Source organism: Oceanicoccus sagamiensis, from assembly GCF_002117105.1.
In the GTDB taxonomy this organism is placed as follows: Bacteria; Pseudomonadota; Gammaproteobacteria; order Pseudomonadales; family Dasaniaceae; genus Oceanicoccus; species Oceanicoccus sagamiensis.
The window spans coordinates 4,000,086-4,013,502 of record NZ_CP019343.1; the positions used below are offsets into that span (position 1 = coordinate 4,000,086).

11 protein-coding genes are annotated in these 13,417 nt (G+C 48.0%); 6 read left to right on the forward strand and 5 right to left on the reverse strand.

Going from position 1 to position 13,417, the window contains the following annotated elements; translation table 11 throughout:
* Positions 1–41 precede the first annotated feature (41 nt).
* The gene (locus BST96_RS18140) at positions 42–1,712 is read left to right on the forward strand and encodes a LysM peptidoglycan-binding domain-containing protein (RefSeq protein ID WP_085760048.1); all 1,671 of its coding nucleotides are present in this window, start codon (positions 42–44) and stop codon (positions 1,710–1,712) included.
* On the opposite strand, the gene BST96_RS18145 is transcribed toward BST96_RS18140, so the two are convergent.
* A complete protein-coding gene (locus tag BST96_RS18145) occupies positions 1,709–3,175 on the reverse strand; it encodes an HDOD domain-containing protein (protein WP_085760049.1) in 1,467 nt (488 codons plus the stop codon). The genes BST96_RS18140 and BST96_RS18145 overlap by 4 nt on opposite strands.
* Positions 3,176–3,400: 225 nt before the next feature.
* Between BST96_RS18145 and BST96_RS18150 the strand changes: the two genes are divergently transcribed.
* The 5 genes from BST96_RS18150 to BST96_RS18170 are packed head-to-tail and all read left to right on the forward strand — an operon-like array spanning position 3,401 to position 10,187.
* Positions 3,401–5,251, forward strand: coding sequence for an extracellular solute-binding protein (locus tag BST96_RS18150; RefSeq protein WP_085760050.1), 1,851 nt, complete (start codon positions 3,401–3,403; stop codon positions 5,249–5,251).
* Positions 5,252–5,268: 17 nt separating this feature from the next.
* Complete coding sequence (locus BST96_RS18155) at positions 5,269–6,345, forward strand: microcin C ABC transporter permease YejB (protein ID WP_085760051.1); 1,077 nt, start codon at positions 5,269–5,271, stop codon at positions 6,343–6,345.
* 2 nt (positions 6,346–6,347) lie between these two features.
* A complete protein-coding gene (locus BST96_RS18160) occupies positions 6,348–7,385 on the forward strand; it encodes an ABC transporter permease (RefSeq protein WP_085760052.1) in 1,038 nt (345 codons plus the stop codon).
* A complete protein-coding gene (locus tag BST96_RS18165; protein ID WP_085760053.1) occupies positions 7,382–8,998 on the forward strand; it encodes an ABC transporter ATP-binding protein in 1,617 nt (538 codons plus the stop codon). The genes BST96_RS18160 and BST96_RS18165 overlap by 4 nt, the downstream gene beginning before the upstream one ends.
* A gap of 13 nt (positions 8,999–9,011) precedes the next feature.
* Positions 9,012–10,187 carry a methyltransferase gene (locus tag BST96_RS18170; RefSeq protein WP_085760054.1) on the forward strand — a complete coding sequence of 392 codons (1,176 nt, stop codon included), beginning with the start codon at positions 9,012–9,014 and terminating at the stop codon, positions 10,185–10,187.
* Between the two features lie 2 nt (positions 10,188–10,189).
* On the opposite strand, the gene BST96_RS18175 is transcribed toward BST96_RS18170, so the two are convergent.
* From BST96_RS18175 to rlmD, 4 genes are all read right to left on the reverse strand, one after another.
* Positions 10,190–10,714, reverse strand: a complete 525-nt coding sequence (locus BST96_RS18175) for a hypothetical protein (RefSeq protein ID WP_085760055.1) — start codon at positions 10,712–10,714, stop codon at positions 10,190–10,192.
* Positions 10,714–11,271, reverse strand: coding sequence for a hypothetical protein (locus BST96_RS18180; RefSeq protein WP_085760056.1), 558 nt, complete (start codon positions 11,269–11,271; stop codon positions 10,714–10,716). The genes BST96_RS18175 and BST96_RS18180 overlap by 1 nt, the downstream gene beginning before the upstream one ends.
* Positions 11,272–11,354: 83 nt before the next feature.
* Entirely contained in the window at positions 11,355–12,038 is a 684-nt protein-coding gene (locus tag BST96_RS18185; protein ID WP_085760057.1) for a thiol:disulfide interchange protein DsbA/DsbL, read from the reverse strand.
* 23 nt (positions 12,039–12,061) lie between these two features.
* Positions 12,062–13,417, reverse strand: a complete 1,356-nt coding sequence (gene rlmD / locus BST96_RS18190; RefSeq protein WP_085760058.1) for a 23S rRNA (uracil(1939)-C(5))-methyltransferase RlmD — start codon at positions 13,415–13,417, stop codon at positions 12,062–12,064.

Genomic DNA, 13,417 nt, shown 5'->3' on the forward strand with positions numbered 1-13,417 from the left:
AGAATAGCGCCTCGCTGTATTAACAAGACCTAATAAAATTAATGAATACAAGTATTATCAACAATTTAAAAGATATTATTAAAGTAATATCTATGGTATTGCTGACGGCTTGCCAAAGCCTCCAACCTGAGCCAGCCACGCCAACGCCCCCCGAAGCGATAGTGATTGACCACGAAACGGCCAGCGAACTGATCGACCAGAACCCCTGGGAGTATTTTACCGATTACGGCTCACCTTATACCTGCCTGTACAGCGAAACAGAATCCAGTGCCAATGAACCGCTTTGGGCAACACCGCCCACCGTCTGGACACGTATCAGACTGGGTTTTCAAATGGATTACGCTATCCAGCAAAAGCGATTGGACGCAGAATTTAACTGGTACCAGCGCAACCCCGCTTATATGGCCAGAGTTAGCGAGCGTTCAAGACGCTATATTTACCATGTGACTGAGCGACTGGAGCAAGAGGGCCTGCCACTGGAACTGGCCCTGCTCCCTATTGTAGAAAGCGCCTATGATCCCTTTGCCTACTCCCATGGCCGCGCTTCCGGTATGTGGCAGTTTATCCCCGGCACCGGCAAGATGTTCAAGCTGGAGCAAACCTGGTGGTACGACGGGCGCAGGGATATTATCGATTCCACCGAAGCCGCCATCCAATATCTGGATAAGCTCAATAAGTATTATGAGGGTGACTGGCTATTAGCTCTGGCCGCTTATAATGCCGGACAAGGCAATGTGAATAAGGCCATCCGTAAAAACAAAAAGCGCGGCAAAGCCACTGATTTCTGGTCTTTGGACCTGCCCCGAGAAACCCGCAGCTATGTGCCCAAATTACTGGCACTGGCAAAACTGGTCGACAATCCCCAGCGCTATGGCTGTACCCTATTCCCTGTGCCCAATAGCCCTTACTTTGCCCAAGTAGACACTCAGTCCCAAATCGATCTGGCCCAGGCAGCCACTATGGCCGGTATCGATATCAATGAATTGTACCGACTTAACCCTGGCTTTAATCGCTGGGCCACCTCACCCAAGGGGCCCCACCGCTTATTAGTCCCCATGGCAAACGCCAAGCTATTCCAACAGCAAATTGCCCAGCTTCCCCCTGAGCAAAGACTGCATTGGCAGCGTTATACGGTAAAAAACGGTGACTCCTTGTTATTACTCGCCAAGCGCTTCAATACCGGTGTCGATACAATTAAGTCGATTAATAACATCCACGGCAATATGATACGTGCCGGTCAGTCGCTGATGATTCCGACAGCGTCAAAGGATGGCAAACACTACGCCCTCAGTGCCGAGCAGCGGCTTGCCACGATTCATAAAAAACGCACCGGCGGCAGTAATAGCCAGCAAATTTTTCATACGGTGAAAAACGGCGACAGCTTATGGACCATCGCCCGCCGCTATGATGTGACGGTAAAAAAACTGGCCCACTGGAACGGTATCGCCCCCAGAGATATGCTTAAACCCGGTCAGAAATTAAGTCTATGGATTAAAAAGCCAGTTAAAGCTCAGGCCTCGGGCCAGCGGGATGCCATTGTCAGAAAGGTGGGTTATAAGGTTCGCAATGGCGATTCACTGGCTCGTATTGCCAATAAATTTAATGTCAGGGTGAATGATATTGTGAAATGGAATGCGGTTAACCCAAAAAAATACCTGCAACCAGGCCAACGGCTGACGCTTTATGTTGATGTCACCAACGGCGTCAATTAACGACGCCGCTGCCTCGCCTTCTCCGCTAACATCGACAGGCTCATACTGGTCTGCTGACTAAAGTGCTCAAAGCTTTCATGCTGCTCGGCACTGATTGCCTGGGGCTTTTTTAGGCCTCTATCGGCAACGATCAAACCAATGGGCCGCGAACCGGCATAGACTGAGGATACCAGGCAATTATCGGTATCAATTAAGCGCTCTATCTTTTTATTGATTAAATGTCGCAGGTTACTCGTCACATCCCGGCGCAACCACACGTTCACCCGGCTATGCAGGCACTGGGCAAATAGATTGTCCTGCTCGGCCTTAATCGGGAATTGCATATCTGCACGCCAGTCATCGGTATTATCACCCAGCACATATTTAGCCTGCATACTGGTGACTTTGGGGTCGATCAGGCACAGGCAAACCCGCTCCAGCCCAATGCCACGATGGATACCCTCGACCACCATTTGGAATAAGGTATTGACGTCGACCTGCTGCTCCACCAACACGCCCATTTCCCGCAAAATATCCAGCTGTAGCTGCGGATCGGCCTTGAGCACTTTGGCCTCGGGCTTGACTTCCTGCTCGGTGGAACTGGGAATAAGGTGGCAGATTTTATTGGCACCGTAAGTCACGGCAACACTGGCGGCCTTCTCCGCCCCCTGCTCAATCATATTGCGCACATCTTCCAGCCCCAGACCTGAGAACAGCGAAGCCTTGACCAGCACATCGCGAAACTCCTGGGAATCCCAGCCTTTTTCTGTGGCCAGGCTGATCTCTTCGCCAAGTAATACCGCTTCTGTCGCCTGACTGGGGTGCCCCCCTGGCGAGAGAGCTTCCTGCAAGCGACTGCCCAGCTGCCACTCACGGGCAAGGGCAATAGTAATCTCTTTCATACTGGTGCCGAGCATTTCACTCTCTAGTTCCGCATCACCGGCACTATCTGCATCCAGCGAAGCATCGAGCCGGTCAACCGCATCACCGCGGCAACTCCAAAAAGCCATATCACCCACATGCAATAACAAGGCGGTAATAAATACTTCCTCTTCTTTCTCATTGCCACCGGCCTTGGTTAATAGATTTTCCGCTTGAACCGCCGTATGAAAACCCCGCGCCATCCACTGCAACATCCGCTCTTTAGCATGTTGCTTTAACAGCGAATCCACCATCATCACGGATAGGGAAATAGCTTTAATGCCTTGAAAGCCCAGCTGCACCACCGCACGGCTAATGGTAGTGATCTGGTTATCGGCATTGGGATTGTTATAGGCACTATTGGCAATACGCAGAACTTTTGTGGTTAAAGCGCTGTCTTTAAGAATAATCTCTGAGAGCTGACTGGCCGAACTCTCGCTATTTTGGGTGACGGCATTTAACTCCTGCATCACCCCGGATAATACGGGTAGCTGCACAGAGCTTAACTGCTTGATCCACTTCTCCGTGGATGGGTTGATACTGTCTGAATTTTGATCAGTCATTGCGGTTTTAAATCCTTAAACCTATGGTATTCCATAGTTAACTTGGGGGTTAAATCATTAATTAATAATGGTAATTAAGTTTCCTTTCAACAGTATAGACGCAAGTCTTCCATCCGACAGTACTTCTTGGTAACGTGTGAGCCAAAATACGTTGCTAAAACAATTATTTAGGCGTGCGAGTTGACTAGAAACCGCATAGCCGAGCACACAGGCCACGATAATCTTATGATCAGAAACCTATTAGTAGCTTTCAGCATTTACACTCTGGCTACTTCCGCCCTGGCAGCCCCCGACAACCACTCAAGCCTAATCCACGGTATTGCCATGCATGGCGAGGTAAAATACCCCGCTGATTTCCAACGCTTTGACTACACCTCGGCCCAAGCCGTTAAAGGCGGTACTCTCAGGCGGGGCCTGCAAGGCACCTTTGATAGCCTTAACCCCTTTATTGCCAAGGGCAGCTCAGGGGATAAGCTAAGCCTGCTTTATGACACCTTAACCGTACAGTCCGGCGATGAAGCGTTTAGCCAATATGGCTTGCTGGCCGAGCATATAGAAATACCGGAAGACCGCAGCTGGGTTATCTTCCATCTGCATAAAACCGCCAAATTCCATGATGGTGAAGCGGTTAAAGCCTCGGATGTTGTCTTCACCTTTAATTTACTGATGGAACAGGGTGCGCCCTTTTATCGCTCCTATTACGGTGGTGTCAGCACCGTTGAGGCACTTTCCCCCCATCAAGTGAAGTTCACCTTTAAAGACGGCGTTAACCGGGAGCTGGCCTTAATTATTGGCCAACTGCCGGTATTACCAGAGCATTATTGGAGCAGCCGCGACTTTAGTGCCTCTTCACTGGAGTTTCCTCTGGGCAGTGGCCCCTATCAAATCCAGTCCGCCGACGCCGGTAGAAGTATTGTTTACCAACGGGTTAAAGATTACTGGGCAGAAGACTTGCCGGTTAACCGCGGCATCAATAATTTTGACACCATACAAATCGATTACTACAAAGATGGCGTGGTAGTGCTGGAAGCTTTAAAAGCCGGCCGCTTTGATTTTCGCTGGGAAAATATTTCCAAGCAATGGGCCACCAGTTATACCGGCCCGGCATTTGATCAGGGCCTATTGCAAAAATCCATGATTGAACACGACAACCCGTCCGGTATGCAGTGTTTTTTAATCAACCTGCGAAAGGATAAATTTAAAGATAGCCGAGTGCGCCAGGCATTAAATTATGCCTTTGATTATGAGTGGTCTAATAAGAATTTATTTTATGGCCTCTATGCCCGCACCAATAGCTTCTTTGCCAACTCTGAACTGGCCTCCTCCGGTATTCCCGAAGGTCGCGAACTGGAGATATTAGAAGAGTTTCGGGGCAGCGTGCCAGACAGTGTATTTACCCAAACCTATACAAACCCCATCAGCGATGGCAGCGGCAATAACCGGGGCAACCTGCGCAAAGCAGCCAAGTTACTAAAAGAAGCGGGCTGGGTAGTCAAAGACAACCAACTGGTTAACGCCAAAACCGGGCAACCCTTTACCATTGAAATGATTATTTACGCCCCCTCTTCTGAGCGCATTGTTAACCCCTATGCCAAGGCCCTAAAACGTCTTGGCATTGTGATGACGGTTAAAAATGTAGAGATTTCTCAATATATTAATCGCATGCGTAGCTTTGACTATGACATGGTAACCGGCGGCATGGGCCAATCACTGTCACCGGGCAATGAGCAAATGGAATACTGGCATTCCAGTTCGGCGGATAAACAAGGCAGCCGAAACTATGCCGGCATCCAAAATAAAGCCATTGATAAACTGGTAGAGCTGGTCATCGCCGCCCCCAGTCGCGAGGAACTGGTTTATCGTACTCGTGCTCTGGATCGAGTGTTATTACATAACCATTATGTTGTGCCGCAATTTCATAGTGGTGCGCATCGCATCGCCTACTGGGATAAATTTGGCCAACCCGATATCGCCCCTAAATATGACTCCGGCTATAGCATGGGTTTAATGACCTGGTGGGTTGACCCGGACAAAGAAAAGCAACTTAACAACGCCAAACAATCCATCAAGCAGTAAGCGGGCTAACCTTACCTATGGCCAACTATATACTGCGACGACTGCTACTGATTATTCCGACTCTATTTGGGATAATGGTAGTTAACTTCCTGATTATTCAGGCAGCACCCGGTGGCCCCGTCGACCAAATGATCGCCCAGCTACAGGGCCTCGATGTTAGCGCCACAGCCCGTATTAGTGGCTCCAGCGGTGGCGATACCGGCCAGACCAGTGATGGCGGCAAGTATCAGGGGCTTGAGCCAGAAGTGGTCGCCGCTATTGAAAAGATGTACGGCTTTGATAAACCTATGTCCGAACGGTTTTGGGATATGGTCGTTAATTATAGCCAGCTCGATTTTGGCGATAGCTTTTTCCGCAATACCTCCGTGATTGATTTAATGATTGAAAAACTGCCGGTCTCGATTTCGCTGGGACTGTGGAGCACCCTGCTGGTTTACCTGATTTCCATTCCGCTGGGCATTCATAAAGCGATTAACCATGGCAATCGCTTCGATGTCTGGAGCAGCACAGTGATTACGGTGAGTTATGCAATACCGGGTTTTCTGTTTGCGATAATGTTGATTGTGCTGTTTGCCGGCGGCAGCTATCTGGACTGGTTTCCCCTGCGTGGTTTAAGCTCGGATAACTTTGAAGAGCTCAGTACTGTTGGCAAAATTAAAGATTATTTTTGGCATCTGGCACTACCACTGACCGCCTATACCATAGGCGGCTTTGCCACTTTAACCATGCTCACCAAAAACTCCTTTCTCGATGAAATCAATAAACAATATGTGGTGACTGCCAGAGCCAAAGGACTGGAAGAAAACAAAGTACTTTACCACCATGTTTTTAGAAACGGCATGCTAATTATTATTGCCGGCTTTCCCGCCGCCTTTCTCACCATGTTTTTTACCGGCTCCATGCTGATTGAAGTGATTTTCTCGCTGGATGGTTTGGGCCTATTGGGTTACGAGTCGGTTATCAACCGCGACTACCCGGTTATTTTTGCCACACTATTTATTTTTACCTTGATGGGCCTGTTACTGAAATTGCTCAGCGACCTGACCTATGTCTGGATAGACCCCCGGATTGATTTTGAATCGAGGGGTGGCTAAATATGTTGTTAAATAGCGATAATTTAAGCGCCATCAATCAACGGCGCTGGCTAACCTTTAAATCTAACCGGCGCGGCTACTACAGCACCTGGATATTTTTACTACTGTTTACCCTAAGCCTGTTTGCCGAGTTTATCGCCAACGATAAACCGATACTGGTGAGCTACGATGGCAGCTATTATTCACCCACGTTTTTCTCCTACCCTGAGACCACCTTTGGCGGCGACTTTGAAACCGAGGCGGAATATTCTGACCCTTATGTCGTTGAATTGATTAACGAGAAAGGCTGGCTACTATGGCCGCTGATCCCCTATAGCTATGACACCCATATAGCCGACCTGCCCACACCGGCCCCCTCTCCTCCCAGTCAACAAAACTGGCTGGGGACCGATGATCAGGCTCGGGATGTTTTTGCCCGGGTGATTTATGGCTTTAGGGTCTCCGTACTCTTTGCGCTGGCACTGACTCTGGGTAGCTCGGTGATGGGGGTAGCGGCGGGAGCTGTGCAAGGTTATTACGGTGGCACAATTGACCTACTGGGCCAGCGCTTTATCGAAATATGGAGTGGACTGCCGGTGTTATTTTTACTGATTATTCTGTCCAGTATTATTACCCCCAGTATCTGGTGGCTACTGGGTATTATGTTGTTATTTAGCTGGACCCAGTTGGTTGATGTGGTCAGAGCGGAATTTTTACGGGGCCGCAATCTTGAATATGTTAAAGCCGCCAGAGCTATGGGGGTTAGCAATCAGCTGATTATGTACCGCCATATTCTACCCAATGCGATTGTGGCAACACTGACCTATATGCCCTTTATTTTAACCGGTGCGATCACAACCTTAACCTCGCTGGACTTTCTCGGCTTTGGCCTGCCGCCGGGCTCCGCTTCCCTCGGCGAATTAGTAGCGCAGGGAAAAGGTAATCTTCACGCTAGCTGGCTGGGTATCAGTGCCTTTGCCATTCTTTCGATTATGTTAACGTTATTAGTGTTTGTGGGTGAAGCTGTGCGCGACGCCCTCGACCCAAGGCTGGTGAAATGAACCCATCCACTCCACTACTGGACGTGCAGCATTTATCGACGGACTTTATCCAGGGCGACAATACCACCCATGCTGTGATTGATTTAAGCTTTACCATCGCCGCCGGGGAAACTCTGGCTATTGTCGGTGAAAGTGGCTCAGGCAAGTCAGTAACCGCCCATTCTATTTTGCGACTGCTTCCCTACCCGGTTGCCAAACACCCCGGTGGCCAGGTGTTTTTTCAAGGCAAGGAGCTGTTAAATATCAAGCCGGATAAATTGCGCAGTATCCGCGGCAATAATATCAGCATGATTTTTCAAGAACCCCTAACCGCGCTTAACCCGCTGCATAAAGTGGGTGACCAAATTGGCGAAGTCATCAGCCTGCACAAACAACTGCGCGGCGAGGCTTTAAAACAGCGTATTTTAGAATTGTTGCAACAGGTCGATATTCCGGCAGAAAAAGCCAGTGCCTACCCCCATGAACTATCCGGTGGCCAGCGCCAGAGAATTATGATTGCCATGGCTATTGCCAATGAGCCCGACCTGCTGATTGCAGATGAACCCACCACCGCGTTGGATGTGACGGTACAGGCGCAAATTTTAAAACTGTTAAAAACCATTCAGCAACGTATGGGCATGGCCATCCTGCTGATCACCCATGACCTGTCCGTTGTTAAACGAGTAGCCGATCGCGTTTTGGTTATGCAACACGGTAAACAGGTGGAACAAGCCACCACAGCAGAGCTATTTAGCCAGCCACAGCAAGACTATACCAAAACCTTATTGGATGCCGAACCCAGTGGCGAACCTGTACCACTGGATGTACAGGCTGAGCAACAACCGCTGCTGGAAAGCAAAGACCTTAGCGTTAACTTTGAAATAGGCAAACGCTGGTTTTTTCAACAACCGACATTATTTAACGCGGTAAACAATGCCGCAGTCAGTCTGTTAGCCGGTGAAACCCTGGGGGTTGTTGGTGAAAGCGGCTCCGGTAAAAGCACTCTGGCCATGGCGCTGTTGCGTATGGTTGATTCAGAGGGAGAGATTAATTTTCAAGGGCAGACCATTAGCCAATACGATCAAAATGCCATGCGGCCGCTGCGCAAAGATATTCAAGTGGTGTTTCAAGACCCCTTTGGCAGCCTTAGCCCACGTTTATGCATTGCCGATATTATTAGCGAAGGATTAACGGTTCACCAACAACTCAGCGCTGCACAACGCGAGCAAAAGGTGATCGATATTTTGCAGGAGGTTGATCTTGACCCAGCTATCAGACACCGCTATCCCCATGAATTTTCTGGCGGCCAACGCCAGCGTATTGCCATCGCCCGGGCCGTTATTCTTGAACCAAAGTTAATTATTCTGGATGAACCAACCTCGGCACTGGATCGCTCGGTACAAGTACAGGTATTGGAATTACTTAAAAAGCTACAGCGTAAACACCAACTAAGCTATATCTTTATTAGCCATGATTTACAGGTAGTACGCTCCATCAGTCACCATACCATTGTAATGAAAGAGGGTGAGATTGTGGAAAGCGGTAGCAGTGAAGCTATCTTTAACCACCCTCAACAACGCTATACTCAAAACTTATTGGCAGCGGCCCTCTCCCCAACACTGGAGATGGATTAAAGGCTTTAACCCTATGGACTCCTCTAACAGCCTTTTTCAGTCAAGCTTTGCCGAACTGAGCTTGCAGCGTATACCACGTGCAAAACAGCAGAGCAATCCGCTTAGGGCCTGGGATGCCGCTGATGAATTACTGCTTAAACATCTGGCAGAGCAACAATTGCCCAGCAACGGGCAGAAGCTGTTAATTATCAACGATAGTTTTGGTGCATTAAGTTGCTCATTGGCCGACTATAGGGCCGACTACTGTATCAGCCACTGGAGTGACTCGTTAATCAGCCAACTGGCCTGCAAAGAAAATCTCGATGGCAACCATCTAGAAGACCGTATTGATTGGGTAGACAGTATCTCCAGCCCTAGCGGGCTATTCGATCTGGTATTAATCAAAGTACCCAAATCACTGGCACTGCTAGAGCATCAACTGATTACATTACAGCCCCATGTTACGGAAAAGACTCTGGTTATCGCCGGTGGTATGGTCAAATATCTGCAAAAGTCCTATCAGCAATTATTTGAACAATATCTGGGTAACACAACAACCTCACTGGCGGTTAAAAAAGCCCGACTTATCTTTGCTGGCACAGAAAAAACTACACAAGTTGCTCAATCACCTTACCCGCAACAAAACCACTATCAGGAAATTGACCTGCATATCAGCCAGCATGCCAATGTCTTTTCTCGGGACAAACTCGATATCGGCACTCGATTTATGCTGCAACAGTATCAACAGTTACCCTCTGCCAACAGCATTGTCGATTTGGGCTGTGGCAATGGCATACTCGGTATTATGGCCAAACGACTGCAACCAGAAGCCAGAGTCTATTTTATTGATGAGTCTTATATGGCAGTGGCATCTGCCCAGGATAATTATTTTAACGCACTAAATCTTGATAGCCAGCAAGAGCAGGATCGGCAGCAGTTTATGGTTAGCCACTGTCTGGAACAAACCCCTTTAACCGCTATTGATCTGATTCTCTGCAACCCGCCCTTTCACCAAAGCAATACCGTAGGCGATCAGATTGCCTGGCAAATGTTTCAACAGAGTTTTAAAGCGCTAAACAAGCAAGGAAGATTATGGGTGATTGGTAATCGCCATCTGGACTACCACAATAAACTTAAACGCCTCTTTGCTAACTGCAAGACGGTGGCAAGCAATAAAAAGTTCGTTATTTTAGAAGCGGTTAAACGCTAATATTAGTCTCTTTCAAAGTACTGCTTCATCGTTTGCTCACGCCCTTTCGCCGCATTAACAAAGCGATTGATTTTCTGTTCATAATAATAAAACCACTCGCCGGAACCACGGGTTCTACTGGCAGCACCATAGACCATCGCCTGATAGGCCTCTAAAAATTCGGTGTACTGCTCTTCGCTTTCCATCGACAATTCATACAAGATTTCAAACTTCTTATTGACGGTAAAAATACTCTCATCATCCATCTTACTTAAGTACTTACCATATTGCCCCTCTGCTCGGGACTTAACACTCACTATCTTCTTGGCAAAGAGCTCAACCCGGTTCTCGGGCTTTTTAGCTGTCATTGTCGAGGTCGTTTTATGGGCACTGGCCAAGGTAATCAGCCCTGCCACAAAGACAATCAGCAGCACCGGCATAAAGACAATCCCGACCCAGAGTTGAGTAAAGGATTTTCTCCTGACCATCTCGATCTTATCTTCCAGAGTAACTTCCTGGGCCTCTGTATCGTCTTTGTCGTCAGCCACTATTTTGCTCTCTTGATTAGCTTATCTAACTTGGCATTACGTTCGATACTTAAATCCTTTAAATCATCCAGCGTCTTATTGTGGATATCGAGCCATTTTTTAGAGCCTTTGCTCATAGCGGCAAGATCACTGGTGCCGGTTTTAATCGTCGTGACCAACTTCTGAAAATCCCGTTCGCGGGTCGATAAAAAGCCCTGATAAGGCGCCGCTTTCTCCAGACTACAGTCGCTGGCAATTTTATCTAACTGCTTGGTATAGGCAGTAATCTTTTTAAGCTCACTTTTACGAAAATCCGCCAACAACATCAATTGCTGTTCCAGTGCAATAAATTGCTCTTCCAGCGGGTCTTCCTCTTCAATCTGGGAGGCTTCGGTCAAGGCGGATATCCGCAAGAACATAACGGTCATCCCTGTAGCCATGACCGAAATAATAATGCCGGAAATGGCCATAGCAGCAATCATCAGGATCTTATTGGTCGCTGCCTGTTTTTCAACCTTCTTTAATAAATCTACCGGGTTGACCTCAGTCTCACCCTCATCCCTATCGTCTTCAGCCATTTATTCCTCCAGCTATGAAAGGGTTAGTCTCTAATCTGCCTATTTGCTATTTACACTCTATATAGTAAGCCAAAATCGCTAATTCACCACCAATCTGACGGTTGATTTTGCAACTCTTTTTCTAATAAATGCCTGGCTACAGCCAACAACTCCTGTGATGAGCCAAATTGCGATCCAGTAAGCAGGTATTTGCCGTTGATAAGAAAACTGGGGGTTGAGTTGATACTGGCCTTCTTCATCAAAGATCCACTAAACGCCACTTTGCGGGCAATCAGTTCCGACGCATATAAGGTATCAAATTGCTGCCTATCAATACCCTGCTCCGCAAACAGACTGGCAATACGCGTTTTGTGAAAGTCCACATCCTTACTGACCCGCAAACTTAAAATACGGGTAAATAGCTGCATATGAAAATCGTGACCCAATTGCAACTCCTGGGCAATATGGTAGGCATAGGCATGCACGACCATGACCTCACTCCAGATCGCTGGAGAACGCCCAACCAACAAGCCAGATGGCAGTGTTTTTTGCCAGTCCTGAAATATGGGCTCAAAACGCTCACAATGAGGACAGCCATACCAAAATATCTCAATAAAATTGGGTGAAGGGCCTTCAGAGAATTTAATCGGTGTATCCAATACGACAAATTCACTGTTAGCAAAATAGGTTTTACCATTGACCTCGATAAAACTTTCACTTTTTTGCTCACAGGCAAGCAACGTGGGCAGCAGTATAAACAGGGTCAAATATCTAAATATAGAAGCCATTATCGTTCTCTGGGTTATTGTTATTAATGATCAGGATCCGCCAAGCTAAACAATGCCAGCACCTCACAGTGCGAAGTTTGTGGGAACATATCAGCCAAAGCGATTCGCGCTAGCTGGTAGCCCCCCGCCACTAAAATATCAGCATCGCGATATAAGGTTTTTGGGTTGCACGAAATATACAATATTTTCTCCGCCGATGAATGCAGTAACTGCTGACACAAAGCCTCAGCGCCTGCCCTTGGGGGATCCAGCAATACTTTATTATAGGCCTGCGACCGTTTTCCACCACTGGCCATCAAATCAGCCACTTGAAAATCGGCATTGGCCAACTGATTAAGGGCGGCATTGCCTCTGGCCTTAGCCACCATATCAGCCACTAACTCATAACCAGTCACCGCTTTAACCCGCCTGGCAATGGGCAATGTAAAATTACCAATACCACAGAAGTAATCTGCAACGCTATCTTGCTGATTTAAGGCCAGCCAATCGATGGCCGCATCAATCAGCTGCTGGTTTATCTGCGGATTGACCTGAGTAAAATCCGTCGCGGCAAACTGCATGTTTAGCTGACTCTGCAAAGTATAAAATAGCATTGCACTACCTTGCCTGAACAGTAATTGTTTTGCTTTGTCACCGGATTGATAAAGCTCAAACAGCAAGTCCTGTTGATCAGCAAACTCTGCCAGTACTGCCTGATCTTCAGCGCACAATGCCTGCTTGGCTAACACCACAACTGCCAACTGCTGATTGGCAGCTTCGGTGATAGATAATTCCAGCAGGCTAGAACGTTGCTTTAAGCCAGCCAACACCGGTTTTATCCGGGGTAATAAAGCATTAATTGACGGTTTAACCACATGACACTCGGCAATATCCACCACTTGATGACTGTTTGCCTGCCGAAACCCCAATAAAAAATGTTTGCGGTCCGCCTTAATCGCAAAACGCACACGGTGCCTATAATGCAGGGCCTGCCCTAATAAGGAGTCATCAAACCGGGTGTCGCCCTGTAAGCCACTAAATTTGCTTTGCAGTGTTTTGCGCTTATAGTCACGTTGCGCAGTAGCGGCGAGGTGTTGCAGATTACAGCCTCCGCACTGTGAATAATACTGACATACCGGTGTTACCCGCTCAGCAGAAGCGTCTAACACCTTGACCACAACGGCTTCATCAAAGCGCTTATGGCTTTGCTGGTAATTGACTTCGACCTGTTCCCCCGCCAATGCGCCAGCCACAAAGACGGTCTTACCGTTTACCCGCGCCACACCACGGCCATCTTCAGCCAGCGACTCGATAGCCAGTGTATATTTTCCCGCAGGCACTTGCCGCCTCTTTGGCTTAAAGGTTCTTAAGGGTTTACTACTGGATCTGAATTTAGCCAA

Bases quoted from the DNA above. Each gene is read 5' to 3' on its own strand.
- BST96_RS18140 (WP_085760048.1), top strand. From the start codon at position 42: ATGAATACAAGTATTATCAACAATTTAAAAGATATTATTAAAGTAATA.
- BST96_RS18145 (WP_085760049.1), bottom strand. From the start codon at position 3,175: ATGACTGATCAAAATTCAGACAGTATCAACCCATCCACGGAGAAGTGG.
- BST96_RS18150 (WP_085760050.1), top strand. From the start codon at position 3,401: ATGATCAGAAACCTATTAGTAGCTTTCAGCATTTACACTCTGGCTACT.
- BST96_RS18155 (WP_085760051.1), top strand. From the start codon at position 5,269: ATGGCCAACTATATACTGCGACGACTGCTACTGATTATTCCGACTCTA.
- BST96_RS18160 (WP_085760052.1), top strand. From the start codon at position 6,348: ATGTTGTTAAATAGCGATAATTTAAGCGCCATCAATCAACGGCGCTGG.
- BST96_RS18165 (WP_085760053.1), top strand. From the start codon at position 7,382: ATGAACCCATCCACTCCACTACTGGACGTGCAGCATTTATCGACGGAC.
- BST96_RS18170 (WP_085760054.1), top strand. From the start codon at position 9,012: ATGGACTCCTCTAACAGCCTTTTTCAGTCAAGCTTTGCCGAACTGAGC.
- BST96_RS18180 (WP_085760056.1), bottom strand. From the start codon at position 11,271: ATGGCTGAAGACGATAGGGATGAGGGTGAGACTGAGGTCAACCCGGTA.
- BST96_RS18185 (WP_085760057.1), bottom strand. From the start codon at position 12,038: ATGGCTTCTATATTTAGATATTTGACCCTGTTTATACTGCTGCCCACG.